This window comes from Snuella sedimenti, assembly GCF_016428595.1.
In the GTDB taxonomy this organism is placed as follows: Bacteria; Bacteroidota; Bacteroidia; order Flavobacteriales; family Flavobacteriaceae; genus Snuella; species Snuella sedimenti.
Map to the genome: position 1 here is coordinate 214,039 of NZ_JAELVQ010000003.1, position 26,308 is coordinate 240,346.

Below are 26,308 nucleotides of genomic sequence, written 5' to 3' on the forward strand. Positions count from 1 at the left end.
CCGGAGTGTATAATCTCCGGATTTTTTATTTTTCTGTATACCTGTATCTCACACTTTTTTGGGGATAGTTTGTTTCAATAAATTCTTTTTTTTCGACATTAGGCATCCAAAACTTTTGAAGCAAGACCGTTTCACTGCTTGATAAAAGACAACGGACAAATTGAAAACCAACACTTTATATTTTCTTGTTTTGCATAATATAATACCTTTTATTTCCGCGACTAGAAGCACTTTTTAAGAAGACAGAAATTTTAACATACTCAAAATAAAACAGTCTAAATTTTTGAATCTAAAAGCGTAGCGATCTTAAGTCAATCTTTTGGGTAACTGTGATTTTTCGATCTTACATTTTGAACAAGGTTAGGGAGCATATACAGTCTGAATGAATCAACTTAAGATTGATTATTGACGATTGATTATTAATTAGTTCTTAACTTTTTAACTTGAAATTTGAAACCTTCAAACTTGAAACTTCTAACCTCAAACAACAGATTCTTCAGTCGGCCACAGCCTCCTTCTGAATAACTATTTAGTAGCTATTATAGCGCTTGAAGGCTCCGTTAAAGGCATAATATTCGTTTCTGAAAATCCGACACTTAAAGCCCACTGGTTAAAGTCTGAAGCTGTAAAATCAAAACCTTTGTCAGTTTCAATGGCCATGTTTAAGGACATCATTAAGCCAAAAGCATTTTTATTTCTTTCATCATCAATTATATTTTCAATAACAATAAATAATCCGCCTTTTGGTAATGCGTCATAGGCTTTTTTAATTAGCATTAACTTGTCTTCCATTCCCCAATCGTGCAAAATATTGCCCATGGTAATAATATCTGCTTTGGGGAAATCATCCTTAAAGAAATCACCGGAAACAACATCTATTCTATCATTTAATCCCATCATTTTGATATTTTCTTCTGCAATGGAACCAACTGGAGGAAGGTCGAATGAAATACATTTAATATGTGGGTTGTGTTTGGCAACATGTATAGATAGATTGCCACCGGAACCTCCAATGTCACAAAGGGTTTTATGTTTGGAAAAATCAAATTCACGAGCCAATTTCATAAAGTTACCTGCTTGTACACCTCCCATACCATGTATAAACTCTTTAAGGGTATCTTCGTTACTATAAAGTGCTTCAAAAATTGGTTGCCCTCCATGTTTTGTTTCGTTTTGGGGTTTACCAGTTTTTAAACATGTTTCCAGGTCATTCCAAAACGGGTATAGTCGATTGTTGGACATTTCTAAAATGCCTCCTATATAACTTAATTTGTTTTTGTCTAAAAACATATCGGCATCTTCAGAATTACTATATAAGGCAGTTTCTTTAATTTCTGTACGTTTTAAAAAACCTAGGGCTACCAGAGTATCTAAAAAGTCGAAAAGTGATCTTTTATGCAATCCTAGTTTTTTCTGAATGGCTTCAGCGGTTAATGGGTTATTGGCTAAATGCGTAAATAGCCCCATATTAACAGCTGTTAAAAGGGTTTTTGACGCCCAAAAGCCCATGCCTATTTGCATGATTTTAGATGGGGTTACTTGATTTGTGTTTTCTCTATCCATTTGGTTGCTTGTTAAGAATTGTTTTGTTGAGAATAAAGTACGTAATAATAGTTATACAGATATTAAATATAATAAATTTAGAGTTTAAAAGATAAGCTTGAAAAAGCTTCACAATTAAGAATTGGAGTAGTTCTTTTCGGAACCTTTTACTTGTTGGGGTTTTTATAAACTCTTAATTGATTCTTAATTTTTGTACATTTCAGTTAGATAACGAAACAAACAAAATTATTTATAGATGGCGATTAAAAACAATCAAATCAATTATATAGAGTTTAAAGGAACTGACCTTGAAAAAATAAAAACGTTTTATAATCTGGTCTTTGGTTGGCGTTTTACCGATTATGGGCCTAATTATATAGCATTTTCAGAAAGTGGTGTGGAAGGTGGTTTTGAAAGAACAGAAGATGTTATTGTTAATAGTGTGCTAGTAGTGATGTACCACCAAGAACTAGACGCAATAAAATCAAAAATTATAGCAGCTAAAGGGAAGGTTTCTAAAGACATATTTTCGTTTCCCGGTGGGCGTCGTTTTCATTTTCTAGACCCTTCAGGAAATGAATTGGCAGTTTGGTCGGATAAATGAATAAGAAAAAGCCATTTAAATAGTATTAAAAAATATTTAAATGGCCTTTTAAGGTTATAAAATAAAGGATAAACTTAAAATAAGCTGATCGGGTCTTGTGTCTAATCGGCTTTCATTGTTTAAAAACTTGGCTTCATTATCGCTAAAACCACGTTCGTACCTTACATCTAAACCTATCTTTTTAAAGTTAAGCCCGATACCAAAATTAAGTCCAACAGAGAATTCGTTTTCAACATCATTAATGGAAATACCATCAAATTCTGTATCTAATATGTATTGCAGAGCGGGACCGCCAAAAACACTAATAGGTCCTATAACTTTTAAACCTACTAGTAATGGGGCATCTAGTTTTTGCATGCTAAAACTATCATCATTATAATCACTCTTTGTTTTTGTAAAAACAACTTCAGGTTTAAAATAGATTTGGTTTCCTATTTTACCAAACAATCCAAAGTGGTAGCCTATATTTCTATCAGGATGTATTGTCTTAATGGACTCAAAATAATTACCGTTGGCATTATAGTTTAGACCGGCTTTAAATCCAAAGCCATGCGCTGTTTGGCCTATTACAGAAGTAGGAATTGATACTAATAATAGTAAAATAAAAATGGGATGTTTCATAATAGTATTTTTTTTATTAATAAGACATTAATCAAAAACGTTGCCAAAACAATATTATTTTCTTTTTATAACATTTCATGTAGTTTATAGTAATTATATTTGCCAACGATTGTCTTTAAATTTTTTAAGTAAGCTAAAGTAAAAAATGTTTAGCGATTGGTATACTTTATAATGTAAGATTGTATAAAGGATTTAAGGCATGATAAATTGATATACATGAAATTTGAATTAAAAGCTAAAGATTCACAAAGTAAGGCAAGAGCAGGAAAAATAACGACAGACCACGGTGTTATTGAAACACCAATATTTATGCCAGTTGGAACTGTTGCTTCAGTAAAGGGAGTACACCAACGCGAACTCAAAAATGATATAAACCCTGACATTATTCTAGGCAATACCTATCACTTATATTTAAGACCACAAACCCCAATTTTAGAAAAGGCAGGTGGATTGCATAAATTCATGAATTGGGATAGGAATATATTAACCGATTCTGGGGGATACCAAGTTTATTCATTATCATCCAATAGAAAAATTAAAGAAGAAGGCGTTAAGTTTAAATCCCATATAGATGGAAGCTACCATGTGTTTACCCCAGAAAATGTGATGGAAATTCAGAGGAGCATTGGAGCCGACATTATTATGGCTTTTGATGAGTGTACCCCGTATCCGTGTGATTATAATTATGCAAAGCGTTCAATGCATATGACACATCGTTGGTTGGATCGCTGTATTGCCCATTTAGATAAAACACCACTAAAGTACGATTATGGTCAAGCTTTTTTTCCAATAGTACAAGGAAGCACTTATAAGGACTTGCGTATGCAATCGGCCGAATACATAGCTAATGCTGGTGCGGTTGCTAATGCTATTGGAGGTTTATCGGTTGGAGAGCCGGCTGAGGAGATGTATGCTATGACCGATGTGGTTTGTAGTATTTTACCAGAAGACAAACCACGCTATTTAATGGGCGTTGGGACTCCTATCAATATTTTAGAGAATATTGCGTTAGGAGTAGATATGTTTGATTGTGTGATGCCAACTCGGAATGCAAGGAATGGTATGTTGTTTACCGCACATGGAACAATAAACATTAAAAACAAAAAATGGGAAGACGATTTTTCTCCCATAGACGAAATGGGCATAACATTTGTAGATACCGAGTACAGTAAAGCGTATTTAAGGCATTTGTTTACTGTTAACGAGTTGTTAGGCAAGCAGATAGCTACCATACACAATCTGGGTTTTTATTTGTGGTTGGTTCGTGAAGCTAGAAAACATATATTAGCAGGTGATTTTAGAGAGTGGAAAGATAAAATGGTGAAACAAATGGATAAACGTTTGTAATTAATGGACTCATCTTGACTTTTTTAACCAATTGGAAAAGTCAAGATGAGTTCAATATAAATCAGGTAATTAATTAACTAAAATCTAAACGTGTGAAAATTTTAGATTGGTACATTTTAAAACGTTATTTGTTTACATTTTTCATGATGCTGTTGCTGTTTATTCCAATTGGGATAACAGTCCATTTAGCAGAGAAGATTGGTAAAATTCTAGAAAATGAAGTGCCATTTGGTGAAGTGATGCTGTATTTTTGGGACTTCACCATTTATTTTGCTCACCTTTTATTCCCATTGTTTTTGTTTTTATCGGTTATTTGGTTTACATCAAAGCTGGCCAATAATACCGAGGTAATAGCCTTTTTAAGTTCGGGAGTTTCATTTACACGGTTTTTGCGCCCTTATATGATAGGCGCTTTTTTTGTTGGAATTTTGTCTTTGGTATTAGGCATGTATTTAGCTCCTAAAGCAAGTAAAGGTTTTAATGATTTTAGTTATAAATATTTTAAAAAGGGGAGAAGTGCCGTTCAGAACACCAATGTATATCGACAAATCAATGATAATGAAATTATTTATGTAAGTAGTTTTAATATTAAAAGTAAACAGGGGCAGGATTTTACCTTGGAGCATTTTGAAGACAATAAGTTAGTTTATAAAATAAAGGCCAGAACAATTAAGTATATCGATAAGGATTCAGTGTATCAGTTAACAGATTATGTAAAGCGCAACATTAATGCGTCGGTTGATAGCTTGGAAATCATTAGAAGAAAGGATACGATCTTTACTTTTGATGTTGATGATCTTATCCCTGTTATATATGCTGCGGAAACAAAAGGGTATTCAGATTTAAAGGGATTTATAGACAAGGAAGAAGCTAGGGGCTCATCAAACGTTGGACGTTACAAATTGGTGCTTTATAGGAAATGGAGTTTACCAGTTTCAGTATTTATCTTAACCATTATAGCGGTAGCCGTTTCTTCTATTAAGCGTCGTGGCGGAATGGGAGTTAATTTGGCTGTAGGTATTTGCATTGCTATGGTATTTGTTTTTTTCGATAAGATTTTTGGTGTCATGGCAGAACAATCAGATTTTCCGCCATTAATAGCAGTATGGTTCCCTAATGTGATTTTTGGGATTTTAGCTATTTATCTACTAATTAAAGCCAAGCGCTAGGATTAATAAAAAGCAGGATTATCTTGGGTGTTTAGCATGTTAATGAAGCAAAATTACAGGTAGAATTAAAGCTAAATAGGCCTTTTAATAAAGTTAATAAAAGAGTAATTTAAAATGAATAGATTGCTTCATAACAAACCCAAACTTAAAAATTTCGTCCACCTTCATTTCTTGGTTTTTATAGCTGGATTTACTGCTATTTTGGGAGAATTAATTAGCATTAAAGCCATCGATTTGGTGTGGTATAGGATGCTAATTGCTTCATTAATCATGTTAATCTATGTTAAGGTGGCCAAGGTTAAAATAAGAATAGCTCCAAAGGCTGTTTTAAGGTTATTTATTGCTGGTATTATCATAGCATTGCATTGGATCACTTTTTTTGGCTCCATCGACGAAGCTAATGTGTCTATAGCATTAGCAATGTTTTCTACCGGGGCTTTTTTTGCTTCATTTATTGAACCCATTATTTATAAACGACGTATAATTTGGTACGAAATTTTTCTTGGTATTCTTGTTATAATAGGCGTTTATGTAATAACACAAAGCGAAATAAAATATGTTACCGGAATTGTATTGGGTATTTGCTCCGCTTTTTTATCGTCTTTATTTGCCGTCCTTAATGGACATTTTTTAAAACAGCATACAGCTACGGTTATTTCTTTTTATGAATTTTTAAGTGGGGCGATCTTTATTTCGGTATTTATATTACTTTTCGATGATGGCTTTTCAGAAGATTTTTTTAATATTAGTAAAGCCGATTTTGGTTACCTTTTTATTTTGGCTTCCATTTGTACGGCATATGCATTTATTGCTGCTGTACAAGTTATGAAGCATATAAGTCCCTATACTGTAGTTTTAACCTATAATTTGGAACCGGTTTACGGTATTTTAATGGCCATTATCCTTTTCCCAGAAAAAGAAAAAATGAGTCCGTTATTTTATTATGGAGCCTCTATTATTATTGGTACAGTATTCTTAAATGGAATTTTAAAAAACTTAAGAATATTAAAAAGAAAAGAATCTTAACAGTGTATCATAATTAAAGTTTTTATATTTGTACGCTAACCGAATTAATAGCTAATAACATAAATTCTTATGGAATATTTAGAATTTGAACTTCCAATAAAAGACTTAGAGCAACAATTGCAAAAATGTAAAGTGATAGGAGAGGAAAGTGATGTAGATGTTTCTGAAACATGTGCACAGATTGAAAAAAAGCTTACAGACACTAAAAAAGAGATTTATAAAAATTTATCACCATGGCAACGTGTACAGTTGTCAAGACATCCTGATAGACCGTATACATTAGATTATATAAGAGCCATTTGTGGAGATTCGTTTTTAGAGTTGCATGGCGATAGAAGTTTCAAGGATGATAAAGCAATGATAGGAGGCCTTGGGAAAATAGGTGATCAGAGCTTTATGTTTATAGGACAACAAAAAGGGTATAATACAAAAACACGCCAGTACAGAAATTTTGGAATGGCGAATCCTGAAGGCTATAGAAAAGCTCTGCGGTTAATGAAATCTGCTGAAAAATTTGGTATACCAGTAGTGACCCTTTTAGATACTCCGGGAGCTTACCCGGGACTTGAAGCCGAAGAGCGTGGACAGGGAGAGGCAATTGCCAGAAATATTTTAGAGATGATACGCTTAAAAGTACCTGTTATAACTATCGTTATTGGTGAAGGAGCTTCTGGTGGTGCTTTGGGTATTGGAGTTGGAGATAGAGTGCTTATGTTGGAAAATACATGGTATTCTGTTATTTCTCCAGAATCATGTTCGTCTATTCTATGGCATAGTTGGGAATATAAAGAACAAGCAGCTAAAGCATTAAAGCTAACGGCGAGCGATATGAAAAAATTAAAATTAGTAGATGAGATCATCAAGGAACCTCTTGGTGGTGCCCATAGAAATCGAGAGAAGACCTTCAAAACTGTAAGTAATGCTATTTTGAAAAATTATGAAGCTTTAAAAAACTTATCACCAAAAGATTTGGTGTCTCAGCGAATGGAAAAATATGTTCAAATGGGAGTCTATAAAGGTTAAGCCTTTTAAAATCATATCATCTTAAAATCTGAAGTGAGAAGCTTCAGATTTTTTTTGTAGTTATTCACAATATTTGTAATTTATTAACAGTTAGATTGTTAATGAATGGTTAACAATGATAACTAGCTTTATCTTAAAAACATTTTCATTTTAATTACATTCGTAATCATGAAACAACCCAACCAAATTCAAGGATATAAAGTTGATAAAAGTACCATAATTAATCTCGAAAAGGGAAAGATACCACCGCAAGCTGTTGATATTGAAGAGGTTGTGTTAGGAGCGATGATGATTGATAAAAAAGGTGTTGATGAGGTTATCGATATATTGAATCCAGAAGCTTTTTACAAAGAAGGACATCAACATATCTTTGCAGCTATTTTTCAATTGTTTGAGAACAGTGAACCAATTGACTTATTAACCGTTTCAACGCAATTAAAGAAAAATGGAAAACTGGAGTTAGTTGGAGGGGATTTTTACCTTATTTCATTAACCCAAAAAGTGTCGTCTTCGGCACATATTGAATTTCATGCACGCATTATTTTGCAAAAGTTTATTCAACGTAGTTTAATCAAGATTTCAAGTGAAATTATTGAAGAAGCTTACGATGAAACGAAGGATGTTTTCGACTTGTTGGATAATGCAGAATCTAAACTATACGAAGTTACCCAAGGTAATATTAAAAAATCCAGTGAAACAGCTCAAGAATTGGTTATTCAGGCAAAGAAGAAAATTGAAGAGATTTCCAATAAAGAAGGGCTTAGTGGGATACCAACGGGATTTGATAAACTAGATAAATTAACTTCTGGATGGCAACCTTCCGATTTAATTATTGTCGCAGCACGTCCTGGTATGGGTAAAACAGCTTTAACGCTGTCTATGGCACGAAATATAGCCGTCGATCAAAATATACCAGTGGCTTTTTTCTCGTTAGAGATGGCATCGGTTCAATTAATTACACGGCTAATTTCAAGTGAGACAGGTTTATCCTCAGAGAAGTTACGTACCGGAAAATTAGAAAAACATGAATGGGAACAACTTAATGTAAAAGTAAAAGGCTTAGAAAAGGCGCCATTATACATTGATGATACACCATCACTTTCTATATTTGATCTAAGGGCAAAGGCGCGAAGACTATCTTCGCAACATGGTATTAAGTTAATTATTATTGATTATTTACAGTTAATGACCGGTGGTAATAGTCATGGCGGTAACCGTGAACAGGAAATTTCCATGATTTCCAGAAACCTTAAAGCACTTGCAAAAGAACTAATGGTTCCAGTTATTGCATTATCTCAGCTATCACGTGCAGTTGAAACACGTGGTGGTAGTAAACGCCCATTATTATCAGATTTACGTGAATCTGGTGCAATTGAACAAGATGCCGATATCGTATCGTTTATTTACAGACCAGAGTATTATAAAATTGAAGAATGGGATGATGATGAGCGATCTCCAACAGAAGGGCAAGCAGAATTTATTATAGCAAAGCACAGAAATGGTGGTTTAGAAAATATTCGATTGAAATTCCTTGGACATTTAGGTAAGTTTGATAATTTGGATGACTTTGACTCGCCATTTGAATTCCATAGTAAGATGAACGCAGGCGATAACGATGATCCGTTTAAGTCAACTGATAACTTTACGGCAAGTCCAGATCAAGCTTTTGGAAGCTCGTTTAATGACGACGAAGACTCCGATGTACCGTTTTAATTTTTAACGTAGAATATTCTTTAAAGAATTTTAACTCAAGATTATTTTTGATTACCTTTCGGTCTATGAAGAAGCCTTTGGTTATCATATTATTTGTATTCTTATCAATAAATACATTTGCTTCGTATCTGCTTATTCCAATGGATGCCGAAAGTCAAAAGAACCATTTAAAAGCTTATGGTGTTACCTATTGGACATTAAGTAAGCAGCTAAAAGTAAAATGGTTATTGAATTATAGAGGTGGTTCTTTTTTGTTGCCCGATGTAGCCGAAATTCAACAGGAATGTCAAATTAGAGGTGTGTCCTTCGAGGTCATTTCAAACAATGAAGCCGAAAGTATTTTAGAATATGTTAGTAGCCCAAGCCAGAATATGGAAGCCGTTGTTTTGGAAAAAGCACCAAAAATAGCTGTTTATACCCCTAAGGGCAAGTTGCCTTGGGATGATGCTGTTACAATGGTATTGCAATATGCCGAAATACCTTATGAAACGGTTTATGACGAAGAGGTGTTAAATGATGGTTTATTATTATTTGATTGGCTACACTTGCACCATGAGGATTTTACAGGGCAATATGGGAAGTTTTATGGGACTTATAGGGCCACTTCTTGGTATATTCAAGAAAAGAAAGATGCCGAAGCGTTGGCAACAAAGTTAGGATATAGTAAAGTATCCCAAGATAAGTTGGACGTCGCTTTAAAGATCAGGGATTATGTTGTTGGAGGAGGTTTTATGTTTGCCATGTGCAGTGCAACCGATAGTTTTGATATCGCTTTGTCTGCCGAGGGCGTTGACATCTGTGAGCCAATGTTTGACGGCGATGGCAGTGACCCAAGTTACCAAAACAAGATTGACTATAATAAAACCTTTGCCTTTACAGACTTCACATTAGAACGGAGCCCGACAGTTTATGAATTTTCTTCGATAGATATGACGAGAAAACGTGTGGTTCCCAGAACTACCGATTATTTTACGCTTATGGAGTTTTCTGCAAAATGGGATCCTATACCTACCATGTTATGTCAAAACCATACCGCTTTGGTTAAAGGTTTTATGGGACAAACAACTGCTTTTACAAGAGATGAAATAAAATCGAATGTATTGGTAATGGGTGAAAATAAATCGAATGGAGAGGCTAAATACATACACGGTATAAAAGGAAAGGGGTTTTTCACCTTTTACGGAGGGCATGACCCAGAAGACTATCAACATCGTGTGGGTGATGCTAAGACAGAACTCGATTTACATCCAACTTCTCCTGGGTATAGGTTAATATTAAATAATGTATTGTTTCCTGCAGCTAGAAAAAAGAAGCAGAAAACCTAATACTTTTATTGAACGACTTCTACCGTTCGTTGAAAGCTGTATATAAAGCCATCAGCACCTTGACCGGTAGACGTTTCATTTTCATTAAGTATCATTTCTTCTAGAGAAGGGAATGTAATACCGCCAATTTCTATATCATCAACAACTAAGTAAGTATTGCCACCAATGGTTTCAATTGAGAAATCGTACACACCCGTATCTAAACCATCTTCTTTTTCAGGATCATCATTAGAGTTCGTAACCGAGAGTTTACCATTTAGCTCATCAAAAACCCAAACGATTGTATCTAATGAAAATTGTTCGTCAACACCAGAAATCCCTCCAGTAACGTTTACTATGTGCCACAAATATCTTACTACCTGATTGTTGTTTTCATCATTAGTATTAACCGAACAACTAGTTAATAGAAAAACACAGGATAGTGCAATTAAAAAAGTACGCTTCATTCTTAAATAACATTTAATTTATACTATTAGATGATAAAGAATGAAAAAGGTTGCGTAAGCTTTAAAAATAAATTGATGGCTTACTCTATGACTAGTTTTTCTTTTTCCACTAACAGCTCATGTAAAACATGCTCAACACCAAAATCGTTATTACTCTTGGTTTCAAACCTTGCAACAGATTTAACTTTAGGATGTGCATTTTGCATGGCATAACTAAAGTATGCAGTTTCAAGCATTTCAAGATCATTGTTGTAATCGCCAAAAACCATAGTCTCTTCCTCTTTTATGTTATACATGCTCTGAATTAAATTTACAGCATGCCCTTTATTTGCAATGTTTTCAGAAATGTCTACCCAATGGTTGGCAGAAACTTTAATCTTAAAGTTAGACTCCAAATGTTTGACATGTGGATATATGTGTTTTTCGGAGTTTTCTTCGTGAAACAAAGCTATTTTGTAGATATCCTCATTTATACATTCAGGAGTCTCAATAATTTCATAGCACGCATAATATTCTGATAATAGATCTAAAAGAGATTGAGATTTACCCATAACATAGGCTTTTTTCTTGGTGCAAAACACAGGATGTACGTTGTTTAATGAAGCAACTAAGTAAATGATTTCCGATAAATTATCTTTTTTTATAGGATTAGAAAGAAGGGTGGTTTCGTTTTTAACCACTAAACCTCCATTTTCAGCAACTATAATCATATCATCTTTTATTGCGTCGAATTTGTTTACTATACCATAATAAGGGCGTCCGCTTGCAGCAACAAAAAGAATGTCATGGGCTTTCATTTTTTCAAATAGTTCAAAGAATTGAGAGCTGACTTCATGGTTTGAATTTAATAGAGTGCCGTCCATGTCGGTCACTACTAATTTTACTTGGGATAAATTCATATAAACAGATTAAGGCACAAATTTAAATTTATCAATTGACATAGCAACCTGTTTTACATTAACTTATTATGAATATTTTAAGGTAGTTAAAAATTAATTGTGCAATTTTGAGAGATATTAGAATTAAGGTTAAAGCAATAGAGTATGAAGTTGTTTCAAATAGAAATAAAGTTAGGGCCTTATCCAAGGGGATTTCATTTAGTAACAGAAGAGGTCTTAGAAAGCATACCAGAGTTATATCAAATAGCAAAGGGGCAATTACAGGTATTTATAAAACATACATCGGCCAGTTTAACAATTAATGAAAATGCCGATGATACGGTTAGAGCTGATTTTGAACAGCATTTTAATAAAATGGTTCCTGAAAATGCACCGTATTATGAGCATACCTACGAAGGAGCCGATGATATGCCAGCACACATTAAGACATCATTATTGGGATCTTCTGTGCAAGTGCCCATTACAAATGGCAAGCTCAATTTAGGAACTTGGCAAGGTATATATTTATGTGAACATAGGAATTATGGGGGTGCAAGGAATTTGGTGATTACAGTAATTGGAGAATAAAAGGTCTAAAAAGCGCCGTTCTGTGTTTGTTTTAGAAGGGCGCTTTTTAGATTTCATTCTTTAGTGAGAGCCTACATGACAGCCACAATTGGGAACAGTAAAGCTTTCGCTTTCTTCATGCCAGGGAAAAGCTTGATTGTACTTGTTATTTTCCCAATAAAATTTGTCACGTTTTTTTGTATGGTTACCTATTTCATTCATGGTTTCTGTGTCGTATAAACGACCATTAATCATGGTGTAAATAATGCTTTCGGAGTTTTTGATGTCCTCTAACGGGTTTTTATCCATAACAACCAAATCGGCCAATTTCCCGACTTTTAATGAACCAATGTCATTAGCAGCACCAATATAATCGGCACCATTAATGGTGGCAGCTTTTAGGGCTTCATGATTTGTCATGCCCCCTTGCTGAAGCATCCATAATTCCCAATGCGCTCCTAGGCCTTGTAACTGACCATGAGCACCCAAATTAACTTTTACTCCAGCATCACTTAAAGCCTTGCAAGTTTGGGAAACTAAAATATGACCATTGGTATATTCTTCATCTGGAACCATGGTACGGTGTCTGGAACGTGAGTCTATAATCCCTCTAGGTGTATACTTTAAGAGCTTTTCTTTTTCCCATACATTCGTTTTCTGATACCAATAGTATTCACCGTTAAGGCCGCCGTAGTTTACTATAAGTGTTGGCGTATAACCTGTATTGCTATGGCTCCATAGTTCTAAAACATCCTTGTATACAGGAGCTACAGGTATATTGTGCTCTACACCGGTGTGCCCATCCATAATCATGGTCATATTATGATAAAAAGTAGAACCACCTTCGGGAACAACAAAAATACCCTCTTCACGAGCTGCTTGAATGACTTGCTGACGTTGTTCTCGTCTAGGTTGGTTGTAACTTTTTACAGAAAGTGCTCCAAAAGCCTTTGTACGCTTAATAGAAGAGCGAGCATCATCTATATTGTTTATAACTGCTTTAAAATCCCCATCAGCCCCATATAGTATAAAGCCAGTAGAGTAGAGGCGGGGGCCAACCAAGCTACCGTTTTTAAGTAATTCAGACAGGGTAAAAACGGTTTCGGTATGTGCTGATGGATCGTGAGCAGTAGTCACACCATAAGCTAAGTTGGCATAAAATTGCCAATGCTTTTGCGTAGTTAAACCATATCGGAATCCGCCAATATGCGCATGGACATCCACAATACCTGGCATGATTGTTTTTCCTGTAACATCATAAACCTTAGCGTTCGCGGGGATTTTAATATCCGAAACGTTCCCAATGGCTTCAATTTTATTATCCTTGACAACAATGGTGCCATTTTCTATGACTTCCTCACCCTCCATAGTTATAATTGTGGCACCCTTAAAGGCAATTAAACCTTCGGGTTTGTCCGTTTTTACTTCTAAATTTATTTTAATACCGTCTTCAACAAGATCTGCACCTTCTTTTGCTTCGGCAGAGAAATACGTGTTGCCCAATGTCCAATGAAGTGTTTTACTATCCTTCGACCAATGTAAATTAATACCAGCATCTTTAGTTAATTGTGTAACTGGAACAAACTTGGTTTTATCTGTAATATCCAATGTCTGACCAGATTTGGGCATGGGAGCCATGTAAACTTTATGTAAGTGGATAAATGCTATCCAGTTACCATCTGGGCTTGGTACCAATCTGTTACCGTGTTTAGATTTTATGAGTGTATGCTTGTCAAAGCCATTAATATCAATACTCACTAACTCTTTAGTTAACGCCCCCATAAAGGAACCTCCAGTTTGGTATATAATCCGGGAGTCATCCGATGTGTAAATTGGGTAGTCGCCATTTTTAGAAATTAATTTTACGCTAGAACCATCTGCTTTCATAGTGTAAAGCCCTGGATTTTTGGAAAATGTTCTCCCTTGCTCATTGTTTCCGGCTTCTTTTCTATAAACAATGTGTGCGCCATTATTTGAATAGGAAGGATTTCTGTAAATTCCTTTTTCGGTTGTAAGCTTTACAGGAATACCTCCTTTAATGGGTAGGCTATAAATTGCCCCTAGATTTTTATCGTTCCAGGTAACATATAAAATATTTTTGCCATCAGGAGAAAAAGATGGTTCAAACTCAAAGTCCTTTCCATTGGTTAGTCGTTTAGGCTTTCCGTTAGGTAGTTTCTGTATCCACAAATAACCAAGCGCATTAAATATAATTGTTTTTTCATCGGGAGATGTAACGGCATGCCTTATAACTTTGGCTTTAAAAGTATCGGGAGCTACGGGATTATCAAATTCCAGAGCTTTAGCAATTTTTATTTTTGCATCTACACGAAAGGGGATAGGGGTTACTTTTAATGAATTAATATTTATTTTATTTATCTTACCTCCGGACCAGATTATAATGTCTTCATTATTTGGTAACCAAGCAAAATTGGGGTGAACTCCAAAAATAGCCCAAGCTTCCTGTTGATCTTTATTAAGCTGATCGTAAATAGGCCATTCTTCACCGGTTTCTAAATCATGAAGGAATAGTACCGTATTGGTTCTAACTCGTTTAATGAACGCCAGTTTTTTTCCATCTCTGGATATTTGCGGTCTGGCAGCACCTCCTGGACCTCCCGTAACGGTTTCAATCTTTCCGGTTGTCATATCGTATCTTTTTATAACATAGATTTGACTATTTGGGTCTTTGTTGTATTCAAAAGCACCGCCAGGATAAACATCTTCACTGTAATATAGATAGTTTCCATCAGGGGAAATGCAAGGTTCATTAACATCCTGCTGATCGTTTTTACGTTTGGTTAATTGTATACCGCTACCACCTGTTTTGTGGTACATCCATAATTCACCAGCACCCAGAGAACGGCTAGAGGTAAAATGCTTACGAGCTATTAGGTATTGACTATCTGGTGTCCAAATGGCGTTGTTTAATAATCTAAAGTCTTCTTTAGTAATTTGTTTTGCATCACTACCATCTATATTCATTATCCAGATGTTATCCCCTCCACCAGCATCACTGGTAAATGAAATGTGTTTGCCATCTGGGCTAAAACGTGGTTGGACTTCAAAGGGGAGCCCTTCTCTTAGTATTTCTGCTTTACCTCCATTTATGCTTAATTTATAGATGTCACCTAGCATGTCGAAAACAATGAACGTGCCATCTGGACTTATATCCAAATTCATCCAAGTGCCTTCGTTAGTAGACAGTTCTAAAGTTTTGAAGTCCCAATTACCTTCTGGGTTTGAAACATCCCAGACCGTTTCTTTTTCTTGACCAATAGTATTAAGGGAAAATGTTATAAGCAGAAGTAAAATGATACGAATACGATTCATTATATTGTTTATTTTAATTTAGGGCGAAAGATAATTATATAGCCTTACTTCTACTGTTAAAATAAACTGAAAATTTGTACAAAAAAAATCCGATTCAATGAAGAATCGGATTTTCTATTAAGCGAATATAATATGTTTTACAATAGGCGGAACGCCTTATTTTACTTTCTCTATTACAGCTTTAAAAGCCTCTGGGTTGTTCATTGCTAAATCGGCTAAAACCTTACGGTTTAATTCGATATTATTAGCTTTTAATAATCCCATAAATTGAGAATAAGATAAACCATGTTCTCTGGCTCCTGCGTTAATACGCGTAATCCATAAAGCACGGAATGTTCTCTTTTTATTTCTGCGGTCTCTGTACGAATATTGCATCGCTTTGTCAACCGCATTTTTTGCTACTGTCCAAACGTTTTTACGTCTTCCAAAGTAGCCTTTAGCTTGTTTAAGAACCTTTTTTCTTCTGGCTCTTTTTGCTACAGAATTTACTGATCTTGGCATAATTTTTAATTTTTTTGTAGTAGGCGATTCTTTAATTCTGAATTTTAAATTCTGAACTTTGAATTCTTTTTAGTTGCCTAACTCCAAGGTTTATAATTTATTTAACCGGTTAAAACAGTATTACTTTAAACGTAACATTGTTTTAACATTGTTTTCGTCTGACTTATGTACTAATGTATCATGAGTAAGAGCAAGTTTACGCTTTTTAGACTTCTTTGTTAAGATATGACTTTTAAAAGCGTGCTTTCTTTTAATCTTACCAGTACCAGTTAACTTAAAACGTTTTTTGGCACTAGATTTAGTTTTCATTTTAGGCATTTTCTTCTCCTAGTTTTTAATTATTTCGCTTAATTACCTTAATGCTGAAGATACTTCAGCATTTTATCTTTCAATATTACTTAATCTTTTACTTTTTAGGAGCTATGAACATAGTCATTCGCTTACCTTCTAATTTAGGCATTTGTTCAACCTTGCCAAATTCTTCAAGATCTTGTGCCAATCGAAGCAACAATATTTGACCTTGCTCCTTGAATATTATTGATCGTCCTTTAAAGAATACAAACGCTTTAAGTTTGGCTCCTTCTTTTAGGAACTTCTCGGCATGTTTCTTTTTGAATTCGTAATCATGGTCATCTGTTTGGGGGCCAAAACGAATTTCTTTAACAACAACTTTTGTCGCTTTCGATTTTAAAGCCTTATCACGTTTCTTTTGCTCGTAAAGAAACTTTTTATAATCCATAACCTTACAAACGGGTGGATCTGCTTTAGGTGAAATTTCGACAAGATCTAAACCTTGCTCGTCTGCTATTTTTAAAGCGTTGCGAGTATCGTATATACCAACTTCAACATTGTCTCCAACCAGACGAATGTTTGGTGATGTGATCTTAGAGTTAATCCTATGTTTGTCCTCTTGTTCTACCCTTCTTGTGGGTTGTCTTCTTCTTCGAATTGCTATGGCCTTATTTTTTTAATTAAACGTTAATTTTAAAATGTTTTTAGCGTATTGCTTATTTCTGCTGTTATTGTTTTAGAGAATTCCTCAACTGAGATCATTCCTAAATCTTCACCACCATGTTGACGCACAGTTATTTTTCCTTCCTTCTCTTCTTGCTCCCCTATAATAATCATATAAGGATGCTTTTGCATTTCGGCTTCCCGAATCTTCTTCCCAATAGTTTCATTCCTATGGTCTACAAGGGCGCGAATTTCGTTATTTTCTAGCAAATTTAAAACTTTTTCGGAGTATTTTTCATATTTCTCACTAATTGATAGGATAATAGCTTGTGTTGGCATTAACCAAAGTGGGAAATTACCACCTGTATGCTCCAGTAGAAGTGCAACAAAACGTTCCATGCTTCCAAAGGGAGCACGGTGTATCATTACAGGTCTATGTAATTCATTGTCACTCCCTTTGTATGTAAGGTCAAACCGTTCTGGTAAGTTGTAATCTACTTGAATGGTGCCTAGCTGCCAACGCCTTCCTAAAGCATCTTTAACCATAAAGTCTAATTTAGGCCCGTAAAAGGCTGCTTCACCAGTTTCAATTACATAATTAAGCCCTTTATCTTTTGCTGCATTTATTATGGCCTGTTCAGCCTTTTCCCAATTTTCAATAGAACCAATATATTTTTCTGGGTTATTAGGATCTCTTAAGGATACTTGAGCTGTAAAGTTTTCAAAGCCTAAAGAACCAAACACATATAGTACTAGGTCAATCACATTTTTAAATTCTTGATCTAATTGTTCGGGCATACAAAATAAGTGAGCATCATCTTGCGTAAAGCCTCTTACACGAGTAAGACCATGTAACTCACCGCTTTGTTCATATCGATATACGGTTCCAAATTCAGCATAACGCTTTGGTAAATCTTTATAGGACCACTGATTGTGCTTATAAATCTCACAGTGATGCGGACAGTTCATAGGTTTTAATAAAAACTCTTCGTCCTCCTTTGGAGTGCGTATAGGTTGAAAACTATCTTCGCCATATTTAGCATAGTGCCCCGAGGTAACATAGAGTTCTTTTTGTCCTATATGGGGAGATACTACCATTTCGTAGCCTGCTTTTTTTTGTGCAGCTTTTAAAAAGTTTTCTAAGCGCTCACGAAGTGCGGCACCTTTTGGAAGCCATAAAGGTAAGCCTTGACCAACCTTTTGGGAAAAGGTGAACAGTTCTAATTCTTTTCCTAACTTTCTGTGATCTCGTTTTTTAGCTTCTTCTAATAGGTTTAAATATTCCGTAAGTTCTTTTTGTTTAGGAAAAGAAATACCATAAACACGGGTTAATTGCGGGTTGTTTTCATTTCCTCGCCAGTAGGCACCCGCTACCGATAGGATTTTTACTGCCTTAATAATACCGGTATTGGGAATATGTCCACCACGACATAAATCGGTGAATGTTGAATGATCGCAAAATGTAATTGTGCCATCTTCCAAGTTTTCTATTAACTCGGTCTTGTATTCATTGTTTCGATATAAGTCTAAAGCTTCTGCTTTGGTAGCCGAGCGCATTTTAAAATCATGTTTCCCTCGGGCTATTTCTAACATTTTATTTTCAATGGCTTTAAAATCTTTTTCAGAAACGGTATGCTCCCCAAAATCAACATCATAATAAAAGCCATTTTCTATAGCAGGTCCAATAGTTAATTTTGACCCGGGGTATAATTCTTCAATTGCTTGTGCTAAAACGTGTGCAGATGAATGCCAAAAGGCCGTTTTACCTTCATCATCTTTCCATGTATAAAGAACTAAAGATCCATTGGTTGTTAAAGGGGTGCTACTTTCTATAGTTTCACCATTAAAATTTGCTGAAATGACATTTCTAGCTAGTCCTTCACTTATGCTCTTAGCAACATCCATTGGAGTTACGTTTGCTTCAAACGTTTTTACACTTCCATCGGGCAATGTTATATCTATCATTGAAATAAATTAAATTCAGTTGGCAAAGATAATAGTATATAAAGATACATACAATATATATATAGGTATTATTTTAACTGTTTGCTTGGGGTATACCAACTATATGATAAGTTGTAAACATTGCACTTCTCATCGGGGATAGTTTTATGGTCTCAACCCATTGTGGGGGATGTGTACATTTGGTAATTGTAGGGTTATTTTTCGGAACCAAATATTTTTCTATGTCTAACCACTTGGTATTCAGTTTATACTGAAAAAGTTCAAAAAAAGGTTTTGAAAAAGTTAGGTAAAGTAAAAATAGATGTTACCTTTGCAGCCGCTTTGGGGCACTGTCCAGTGTTGGTTTTGTCCGGGGCGAGGAGTTCAAAAGGGCATGATGAAATAAAACAAAAAAAAGTTTCAAAAAGCTTTTGGGAATAAAAAAAGGGTTTTATATTTGCACCCGCTTAACGAGGAAACGAGTTGGGTTTAGAAGATAATAAAGTTCATGGACATATTGAATTGACAGCGTAAGAGGGTTATCGGAAACGATAATTCTCAACGAAGAGAACAGACCGTTTTGAGTACTGGGGATTCCTATTGGTCGTTAAAGTTGCCGCATTGTATCTATATATAATGGCGGCACGTACAAATTAACGATGAAGAGTTTGATCCTGGCTCAGGATGAACGCTAGCGGCAGGCCTAACACATGCAAGTCGAGGGGCATCGGGGATTGCTTGCAATCCGCCGGCGACCGGCGCACGGGTGCGTAACGCGTATACAATCTGCCTTGTACCGGGGGATAGCCCAGAGAAATTTGGATTAATACCCCATGGTATGTGGTCCCCGCATGGGGACCTCATTAAAGGTTACGGTACAAGATGAGTATGCGTTCTATTAGCTAGATGGTGTGGTAACGGCACACCATGGCGACGATAGATAGGGGCCCTGAGAGGGGGATCCCCCACACTGGTACTGAGACACGGACCAGACTCCTACGGGAGGCAGCAGTGAGGAATATTGGACAATGGAGGGAACTCTGATCCAGCCATGCCGCGTGCAGGAAGACTGCCCTATGGGTTGTAAACTGCTTTTGTACGGGAAGAAACCGCTCTACGTGTAGAGCCTTGACGGTACCGTAAGAATAAGGATCGGCTAACTCCGTGCCAGCAGCCGCGGTAATACGGAGGATCCAAGCGTTATCCGGAATCATTGGGTTTAAAGGGTCCGTAGGTGGAAGATTAAGTCAGAGGTGAAATCCTGCAGCTCAACTGTAGAATTGCCTTTGATACTGGTTTTCTTGAGTCGTTATGAAGTGGTTAGAATATGTAGTGTAGCGGTGAAATGCATAGATATTACATAGAATACCAATTGCGAAGGCAGATCACTAATAACGTACTGACACTGATGGACGAAAGCGTGGGTAGCGAACAGGATTAGATACCCTGGTAGTCCACGCCGTAAACGATGGATACTAGCTGTTCGGATTTATCTGAGTGGCTAAGCGAAAGTGATAAGTATCCCACCTGGGGAGTACGTTCGCAAGAATGAAACTCAAAGGAATTGACGGGGGCCCGCACAAGCGGTGGAGCATGTGGTTTAATTCGATGATACGCGAGGAACCTTACCAGGGCTTAAATGTAAGTTGCATTAGCTAGAGATAGCTATTTCTTCGGACCACTTACAAGGTGCTGCATGGTTGTCGTCAGCTCGTGCCGTGAGGTGTCAGGTTAAGTCCTATAACGAGCGCAACCCCTGTTGTTAGTTGCCAGCATGTAAAGATGGGAACTCTAACAAGACTGCCGGTGCAAACCGTGAGGAAGGTGGGGATGACGTCAAATCATCACGGCCCTTACGTCCTGGGCTACACACGTGCTACAATGGTAGGGACAGAGAGCAGCCACTGGGCGACCAGGAGCGAATCTACAAACCCTATCACAGTTCGGATCGGAGTCTGCAACTCGACTCCGTGAAGCTGGAATCGCTAGTAATCGCATATCAGCCATGATGCGGTGAATACGTTCCCGGGCCTTGTACACACCGCCCGTCAAGCCATGGAAGCTGGGAGTGCCTGAAGTCCGTCACCGCAAGGAGCGGCCTAGGGTAAAATCGGTAACTAGGGCTAAGTCGTAACAAGGTAGCCGTACCGGAAGGTGCGGCTGGAACACCTCCTTTCTAGAGAAAGACGACTAAGAGGAAGCAAAAACCAATAAAGGGACCGTTTGTTCTCGTTGCTGTCAATTTAAAATATCATAGATATGAGAGATTAGATATGAGGGATTAGGGTTTATCCATTGGGGTATCTAACATCTAATATCTAGTATCCAACATCTAAGAAACAGTCTCATAGCTCAGCTGGTTAGAGCGCTACACTGATAATGTAGAGGTCGGCAGTTCGAGTCTGCCTGAGACTACGACCCAAGGTCGGTTTGATAAGGTCAAGTCGGTTTTGGACGTTCATTAAATATTGAAAGGAAATTCTAGAAGTAGCGATCCACCAAAAGTCGGCACAAGCGACTGCAAACTGCAGACTGTGGACTGCCAACTGGGAACGGGGGATTAGCTCAGCTGGCTAGAGCGCCTGCCTTGCACGCAGGAGGTCATCGGTTCGACTCCGATATTCTCCACGGTTCTAGATGGTTAGGCCGTTAGATGCATGGAAAGTTAGAGAAGTCTAATGATCCAATAAATCTAAGGGGTCTAAAAATCTGGGAAAAAAGTTCATTGACATATTGAAAAAGATACATGAAAATTAAGATTGAATTTATTCAGTTTTAAATAATAATATAGATTGATTAGGATCACCACGAGCGATATCTAATTGATCGACCGTTAATTGACGATTCATAGTTGTTAATTAACAGTAACTCATTAAAAAAGCAAAAAGTACAATAAGCTAAATAAGGGCGTATGGGGAATGCCTAGGCTCTCAGAGGCGATGAAGGACGCGATAAGCTGCGAAAAGCTGCGGGGATCGGCACACACGAATTGATCCGCAGGTATCCGAATGGGACAACCCAGCATGTTGAAGACATGTTATCCTTAGGGAGGCGAACCCGGAGAACTGAAACATCTAAGTACCCGGAGGAGAAGAAAACAAAAGTGATTCCGTTAGTAGTGGCGAGCGAACGCGGATTAGCCCAAACCGGTGTTGTTATGGCAATGCCGGGGTTGTAGGACTACGATATTCGACACTGAGCGAACTAGAACTGTTTGGAAAGACAGACCATAGAGAGTGATAGTCTCGTAAAGGTAAGCGAAGTTTAGATAGTAGTATCCTGAGTAGTGCGGGACACGAGTAATCCTGTATGAATTTGGCGGGACCATCCGTTAAGGCTAAATACTCCTGAGAGACCGATAGTGGACTAGTACCGTGAGGGAAAGGTGAAAAGAACCCTGAATAAGGGAGTGAAATAGAACCTGAAACCATACGCTTACAAGCGGTCGGAGCACCTTTGGGTGTGACGGCGTGCCTTTTGCATAATGAGCCTACGAGTTACCGTTGCTAGCAAGGTTAAGCACTTCAGGTGCGGATCCGTAGCGAAAGCGAGTCTGAACAGGGCGCCATAGTTAGTAGTGGTAGACGCGAAACCGTGTGATCTACCCATGGGCAGGTTGAAGCTGTAGTAACATACAGTGGAGGACCGAACCGGTTGACGTTGAAAAGTCTTCGGATGACCTGTGGGTAGGGGTGAAAGGCCAATCAAACTCGGAAATAGCTCGTACTCCCCGAAATGCATTTAGGTGCAGCGTTGATTTATAGTTTTATAGAGGTAGAGCTACTGATTGGATGCGGGGGCTTCACCGCCTACCAATTCCTGACAAACTCCGAATGCTATAAAATGTTGGTCAGCAGTGAGGGCATGGGTGCTAAGGTCCATGTCCGAGAGGGAAAGAACCCAGACCATCGGCTAAGGTCCCCAAATGTATGCTAAGTTGAAAAAACGAGGTTGAACTGCTTAGACAGCTAGGATGTTGGCTTGGAAGCAGCCATTCATTTAAAGAGTGCGTAACAGCTCACTAGTCGAGCGGTTCGGCATGGATAATAATCGGGCATAAGCATACTACCGAAGCCATGGCATCGAAAGATGGGTAGGGGAGCATTGTAGTGTCGTCGAAGGTGTACCGTGAGGTCCGCTGGAGAAGCTACAAAAGAAAATGTAGGCATAAGTAACGATAATGCGGGCGAGAAACCCGCACTCCGAAAGACTAAGGTTTCCTCAGCTATGCTAATCAGCTGAGGGTTAGTCGGGGCCTAACGCGAACCCGAAAGGGGTAGTGGATGGACAACAGGTTAATATTCCTGTACCTGCTCCCGTTAAAAGTGACGGAGGCGAGAATTTGGTGCGTGCTGACGGAATAGCACGTTGAAGGGAGCGGTAACGCCCCGATAGTACACTGAGGTTTCGGCCAAGGTGATAATCCAGAGGATCGACTTCCAAGAAAAGCGAGGGAAGCAGCCCGTACCCTAAACCGACACAGGTAGTTGGGATGAGAATTCTAAGGAGCTCGAGAGATTCATGGCTAAGGAATTAGGCAAAATAGACTCGTAACTTCGGGAGAAGAGTCGCCCACCATCAGGTGGGCCGCAGTGAAAAGGTCCAGGCGACTGTTTATCAAAAACACAGGGCTATGCCAAATCGAAAGATGATGTATATGGCCTGACACCTGCCCGGTGCTGGAAGGTTAAGTGGAGGGTTTAGCTTCGGCGAAGATCTCAAATGAAGCCCCAGTAAACGGCGGCCGTAACTATAACGGTCCTAAGGTAGCGAAATTCCTTGTCGGGTAAGTTCCGACCTGCACGAATGGTGCAACGATCTGGACACTGTCTCAGCCATGAGCTCGGTGAAATTGTAGTATCGGTGAAGATGCCGATTACCCGCTGTGGGACGAAAAGACCCCGTGCACCTTTACTATAGCTTAGTATTGGTTTTGGATAAGTAATGTGTAGGATAGGTGGGAGACTTCGAAGCGGCGTCGCCAGGCGTTGTGGAGTCATTGTTGAAATACCACCCTTTGCTTGTCTAGAGTCTAACCCTCACTCGAGGGGACAGTGCTTGGTGGGTAGTTTGACTGGGGTGGTCGCCTCCAAAAGAGTAACGGAGGCTTCTAAAGGTACCCTCAGCACGCTTGGTAACCGTGCGCAGAGTGCAATGGCATAAGGGTGCTTGACTGAGAGACCTACAAGTCGATCAGGTTGGAAACAAGAGCATAGTGATCCGGTGGTTCCGCATGGAAGGGCCATCGCTCAAAGGATAAAAGGTACGCCGGGGATAACAGGCTGATCTCCCCCAAGAGCTCATATCGACGGGGGGGTTTGGCACCTCGATGTCGGCTCGTCACATCCTGGGGCTGGAGAAGGTCCCAAGGGTTGGGCTGTTCGCCCATTAAAGTGGCACGCGAGCTGGGTTCAGAACGTCGTGAGACAGTTCGGTCTCTATCTACAGTGGGCGTTAGAAATTTGAGTGGATCTGACTCTAGTACGAGAGGACCGAGTTGGACGAACCTCTGGTGTACCTGTTGTCGCGCCAGCGGCACTGCAGGGTAGCTACGTTCGGAAGGGATAAGCGCTGAAAGCATATAAGCGCGAAACCCACCACAAGATGAGATTTCTTTAAAGGGTCGTGGGAGATGACCACGTCGATAGGCTACAGGTGTAAGGGCAGTAATGTCAGAGCCGAGTAGTACTAATAACCCGTAGGCTTATTGTACGCCTGTTTTTTTATAAGAGTAATATAGGTTCATGTAAACTTTTTCAATATGTTAAGATATTTGCAGCTTAGCTGCGGTCTGTGGTTGTCGGTCAATGGCAGTCTGTTTGTTACCAGTTGATGGTACAAAGGGACAATGGCAAAGGACGAACGGCCAATGGCCAAGAATTTAAGGTGGTTATAGCGATGGGGCTCACCTCTTACCTTTCCGAACAGAGAAGTTAAGCCCATTAGCGCCGATGGTACTACACTTGTGGGAGAGTAGGTCGTCGCCTTTCTTGAGTCCCGTTCCATACAATATGGAACGGGACTTTTTTTTTTGCCTTTTTTTTCTCCATGCCCCAAAATGGATTGTCTGGTTCAAGGATAGGGGATCAAGAGGATCAAGACCAATTGTTAAGACAATTGTTGTGTTTAGGCATAAATTTGAGTTAGTCTGAAGAGAAAGAATTCTACATTTGTAACCCCTTTATACTGAGCTCTAAAGGCTTTTAGAAACAAAGCAATGCCTCGAAGGTATAAAAAAACTCCATTAATTAAATAGTTTTAAATTTATGGTTATAGTGTTAGCAATGGTGTTAAAAGGTATCTTAGCATCTTCGGTGTTTTATAAGTATAATACCATTTCTTATTTAAAATAACTGTAATAAAGGAATCTTTTTCCTTAATAAGGATTATGTTTTGTTGTTTGGTTAAGGTTAAATCTTGTAATTTTATTGAAGTTACTTTATTTCTATAGATTTTTAAGTACTGATATCATTTCGACCGAGCAGGAACGAGGGACGGGAAAACTAAGACTATTAAGGCGCTTCTCATCTTCGCTACTATTTTCAAAACAAAATAATTTTGTTTCTCGTTAATATTTAGAATGAGAAGTTGATTATTAAAAAGAATGATTCTTTTGTTTAAAGCTATGTATTTCATATCCATCGTAGTTTATTTAAGGAGAAAATTTACAGTAATTTTAAACAAGAACTTCTATAATACGGCTTGTTAAGATGTATGGAGTTGATAAGTTGAAATAGCTACTTATCTCAGAAGGGAGTTTTAGTAGCCTCTCGCAGATACAGTAACCTTATATTTTACCAACTTATAGGTTATGTTATGACAGTTTTTTATAGGATTCAAAAAGCAGGAGGTTAGGCAAATTGTATCCATTGTTGGCTAGTAATATTAATGATTGCAATAATTGGGATATGTTATTTGTAGATAGGAGTAGGTCTTACTTTTCATTATCCTTGACTTAAAGCTGTTCGGAGCTGTACTATTTTAAATGAAAATATAAAACAATCTTTACTTTGTATAGACCTTCGTTGTTACTTTTTGTTGAGTAAGTGTATGTATTTTACTCTGAAAAGCATGCTTTTTAGATTTTAGCTTGTTATTTTTGATTTCATCTTATAAAACCACCTGCTTTGCTGGTGGTCATGTTCTGAAGGCTATGCCTATATTTGTACTATGAACAAATATAAGAAACTTAGTCTGTTATATATAAATGTGAATATCACATAGTTTGGGTCCCAAAGTATAGGTTGCGAATATTAAAAGGAACAATAAAGACCTTGGTTGAAAGGGATATACGCTCTTTGTGCGAATGGAAAGG

General features: G+C 37.6%; 19 protein-coding genes, 2 tRNA genes and 3 rRNA genes. 15 read left to right on the plus strand and 9 right to left on the minus strand.

Annotated features, from left to right (window positions below; genetic code table 11):
• Window positions 1–525: 525 nt before the first annotated feature.
• Window positions 526–1,563 (minus strand): methyltransferase, encoded by a 1,038-nt coding sequence (locus tag JF259_RS04420; RefSeq protein ID WP_199113787.1) that lies wholly within the window; start codon window positions 1,561–1,563, stop codon window positions 526–528.
• Window positions 1,564–1,798: 235 nt separating this feature from the next.
• On the opposite strand from JF259_RS04420, the gene JF259_RS04425 reads away from it, so the two are divergent.
• A complete protein-coding gene (locus tag JF259_RS04425; RefSeq protein ID WP_199113789.1) occupies window positions 1,799–2,146 on the plus strand; it encodes a VOC family protein in 348 nt (115 codons plus the stop codon).
• 54 nt (window positions 2,147–2,200) lie between these two features.
• On the opposite strand, the gene JF259_RS04430 is transcribed toward JF259_RS04425, so the two are convergent.
• Entirely contained in the window at window positions 2,201–2,767 is a 567-nt protein-coding gene (locus tag JF259_RS04430) for an outer membrane beta-barrel protein (RefSeq protein ID WP_199113791.1), read from the minus strand.
• A gap of 216 nt (window positions 2,768–2,983) precedes the next feature.
• On the opposite strand from JF259_RS04430, the gene tgt reads away from it, so the two are divergent.
• From tgt to JF259_RS04460, 6 genes are all read left to right on the plus strand, one after another.
• Entirely contained in the window at window positions 2,984–4,114 is a 1,131-nt protein-coding gene (gene tgt, locus JF259_RS04435; RefSeq protein ID WP_199113793.1) for a tRNA guanosine(34) transglycosylase Tgt, read from the plus strand.
• 92 nt (window positions 4,115–4,206) lie between these two features.
• Window positions 4,207–5,283 (plus strand): LptF/LptG family permease, encoded by a 1,077-nt coding sequence (locus JF259_RS04440; protein ID WP_199113795.1) that lies wholly within the window; start codon window positions 4,207–4,209, stop codon window positions 5,281–5,283.
• Window positions 5,284–5,397: 114 nt separating this feature from the next.
• A complete protein-coding gene (locus JF259_RS04445) occupies window positions 5,398–6,309 on the plus strand; it encodes a DMT family transporter (protein ID WP_199113796.1) in 912 nt (303 codons plus the stop codon).
• A gap of 69 nt (window positions 6,310–6,378) precedes the next feature.
• Window positions 6,379–7,332 carry an acetyl-CoA carboxylase carboxyltransferase subunit alpha gene (locus JF259_RS04450; protein WP_199113798.1) on the plus strand — a complete coding sequence of 318 codons (954 nt, stop codon included), beginning with the start codon at window positions 6,379–6,381 and terminating at the stop codon, window positions 7,330–7,332.
• Window positions 7,333–7,500: 168 nt separating this feature from the next.
• The gene (gene dnaB / locus JF259_RS04455) at window positions 7,501–9,045 is read left to right on the plus strand and encodes a replicative DNA helicase (RefSeq protein ID WP_199113800.1); all 1,545 of its coding nucleotides are present in this window, start codon (window positions 7,501–7,503) and stop codon (window positions 9,043–9,045) included.
• Window positions 9,046–9,185: 140 nt separating this feature from the next.
• Window positions 9,186–10,370, plus strand: coding sequence for an asparagine synthetase B (locus JF259_RS04460; protein WP_394370578.1), 1,185 nt, complete (start codon window positions 9,186–9,188; stop codon window positions 10,368–10,370).
• 5 nt (window positions 10,371–10,375) lie between these two features.
• On the opposite strand, the gene JF259_RS04465 is transcribed toward JF259_RS04460, so the two are convergent.
• Window positions 10,376–10,816 (minus strand): hypothetical protein, encoded by a 441-nt coding sequence (locus JF259_RS04465; RefSeq protein WP_199113804.1) that lies wholly within the window; start codon window positions 10,814–10,816, stop codon window positions 10,376–10,378.
• An 80-nt stretch (window positions 10,817–10,896) separates the two neighbouring features.
• Entirely contained in the window at window positions 10,897–11,715 is an 819-nt protein-coding gene (locus tag JF259_RS04470; protein ID WP_199113805.1) for an HAD family hydrolase, read from the minus strand.
• Between the two features lie 144 nt (window positions 11,716–11,859).
• On the opposite strand from JF259_RS04470, the gene JF259_RS04475 reads away from it, so the two are divergent.
• On the plus strand, window positions 11,860–12,282 hold the full coding sequence (locus tag JF259_RS04475; RefSeq protein WP_199113807.1) for a secondary thiamine-phosphate synthase enzyme YjbQ: 423 nt from the start codon (window positions 11,860–11,862) through the stop codon (window positions 12,280–12,282).
• Window positions 12,283–12,342: 60 nt separating this feature from the next.
• On the opposite strand, the gene JF259_RS04480 is transcribed toward JF259_RS04475, so the two are convergent.
• From JF259_RS04480 to thrS, 5 genes are all read right to left on the minus strand, one after another.
• Window positions 12,343–15,594, minus strand: coding sequence for an amidohydrolase family protein (locus JF259_RS04480; protein ID WP_199113809.1), 3,252 nt, complete (start codon window positions 15,592–15,594; stop codon window positions 12,343–12,345).
• 156 nt (window positions 15,595–15,750) lie between these two features.
• Window positions 15,751–16,095, minus strand: a complete 345-nt coding sequence (gene rplT, locus JF259_RS04485) for a 50S ribosomal protein L20 (RefSeq protein WP_199113810.1) — start codon at window positions 16,093–16,095, stop codon at window positions 15,751–15,753.
• 120 nt (window positions 16,096–16,215) lie between these two features.
• Window positions 16,216–16,413, minus strand: a complete 198-nt coding sequence (gene rpmI / locus JF259_RS04490) for a 50S ribosomal protein L35 (RefSeq protein ID WP_053975390.1) — start codon at window positions 16,411–16,413, stop codon at window positions 16,216–16,218.
• A gap of 88 nt (window positions 16,414–16,501) precedes the next feature.
• The gene (gene infC, locus JF259_RS04495) at window positions 16,502–17,050 is read right to left on the minus strand and encodes a translation initiation factor IF-3 (RefSeq protein ID WP_199113835.1); all 549 of its coding nucleotides are present in this window, start codon (window positions 17,048–17,050) and stop codon (window positions 16,502–16,504) included.
• Window positions 17,051–17,079: 29 nt separating this feature from the next.
• A complete protein-coding gene (gene thrS / locus JF259_RS04500) occupies window positions 17,080–19,014 on the minus strand; it encodes a threonine--tRNA ligase (RefSeq protein WP_199113812.1) in 1,935 nt (644 codons plus the stop codon).
• A gap of 273 nt (window positions 19,015–19,287) precedes the next feature.
• Between thrS and JF259_RS04505 the strand changes: the two genes are divergently transcribed.
• The 7 genes from JF259_RS04505 to JF259_RS17790 all read left to right on the plus strand — a co-directional run.
• Window positions 19,288–19,434, plus strand: coding sequence for a hypothetical protein (locus JF259_RS04505; RefSeq protein ID WP_199113814.1), 147 nt, complete (start codon window positions 19,288–19,290; stop codon window positions 19,432–19,434).
• Between the two features lie 215 nt (window positions 19,435–19,649).
• Window positions 19,650–21,169: ribosomal RNA gene (locus tag JF259_RS04510) — 16S ribosomal RNA — on the plus strand.
• A gap of 165 nt (window positions 21,170–21,334) precedes the next feature.
• A tRNA-Ile gene (locus tag JF259_RS04515) sits at window positions 21,335–21,408 on the plus strand.
• Between the two features lie 139 nt (window positions 21,409–21,547).
• Window positions 21,548–21,621 (plus strand) — tRNA-Ala (locus tag JF259_RS04520).
• Between the two features lie 262 nt (window positions 21,622–21,883).
• Window positions 21,884–24,705, plus strand: a 23S ribosomal RNA gene (locus tag JF259_RS04525).
• Between the two features lie 170 nt (window positions 24,706–24,875).
• Window positions 24,876–24,983, plus strand: a 5S ribosomal RNA gene (gene rrf / locus JF259_RS04530).
• The 16S, 23S and 5S rRNA genes sit together here with 2 tRNA genes alongside, the layout of an rRNA operon.
• 1,209 nt (window positions 24,984–26,192) lie before the next feature.
• A partial coding sequence (locus tag JF259_RS17790; RefSeq protein ID WP_199113837.1) for a transposase occupies window positions 26,193–26,308 on the plus strand: 116 nt, incomplete at its 3' end.

What these genes read in the sequence shown, in the direction of transcription:
- JF259_RS04420 (WP_199113787.1), bottom strand. Translation starts at nt 1,563, where the DNA reads ATGGATAGAGAAAACACAAATCAAGTAACCCCATCTAAAATCATGCAA.
- JF259_RS04425 (WP_199113789.1), top strand. Translation starts at nt 1,799, where the DNA reads ATGGCGATTAAAAACAATCAAATCAATTATATAGAGTTTAAAGGAACT.
- JF259_RS04430 (WP_199113791.1), bottom strand. Translation starts at nt 2,767, where the DNA reads ATGAAACATCCCATTTTTATTTTACTATTATTAGTATCAATTCCTACT.
- tgt (WP_199113793.1), top strand. Translation starts at nt 2,984, where the DNA reads ATGAAATTTGAATTAAAAGCTAAAGATTCACAAAGTAAGGCAAGAGCA.
- JF259_RS04445 (WP_199113796.1), top strand. Translation starts at nt 5,398, where the DNA reads ATGAATAGATTGCTTCATAACAAACCCAAACTTAAAAATTTCGTCCAC.
- JF259_RS04450 (WP_199113798.1), top strand. Translation starts at nt 6,379, where the DNA reads ATGGAATATTTAGAATTTGAACTTCCAATAAAAGACTTAGAGCAACAA.
- dnaB (WP_199113800.1), top strand. Translation starts at nt 7,501, where the DNA reads ATGAAACAACCCAACCAAATTCAAGGATATAAAGTTGATAAAAGTACC.
- JF259_RS04460 (WP_394370578.1), top strand. Translation starts at nt 9,186, where the DNA reads ATGGATGCCGAAAGTCAAAAGAACCATTTAAAAGCTTATGGTGTTACC.
- JF259_RS04465 (WP_199113804.1), bottom strand. Translation starts at nt 10,816, where the DNA reads ATGAAGCGTACTTTTTTAATTGCACTATCCTGTGTTTTTCTATTAACT.
- JF259_RS04470 (WP_199113805.1), bottom strand. Translation starts at nt 11,715, where the DNA reads ATGAATTTATCCCAAGTAAAATTAGTAGTGACCGACATGGACGGCACT.
- JF259_RS04475 (WP_199113807.1), top strand. Translation starts at nt 11,860, where the DNA reads ATGAAGTTGTTTCAAATAGAAATAAAGTTAGGGCCTTATCCAAGGGGA.
- JF259_RS04480 (WP_199113809.1), bottom strand. Translation starts at nt 15,594, where the DNA reads ATGAATCGTATTCGTATCATTTTACTTCTGCTTATAACATTTTCCCTT.
- rplT (WP_199113810.1), bottom strand. Translation starts at nt 16,095, where the DNA reads ATGCCAAGATCAGTAAATTCTGTAGCAAAAAGAGCCAGAAGAAAAAAG.
- rpmI (WP_053975390.1), bottom strand. Translation starts at nt 16,413, where the DNA reads ATGCCTAAAATGAAAACTAAATCTAGTGCCAAAAAACGTTTTAAGTTA.
- thrS (WP_199113812.1), bottom strand. Translation starts at nt 19,014, where the DNA reads ATGATAGATATAACATTGCCCGATGGAAGTGTAAAAACGTTTGAAGCA.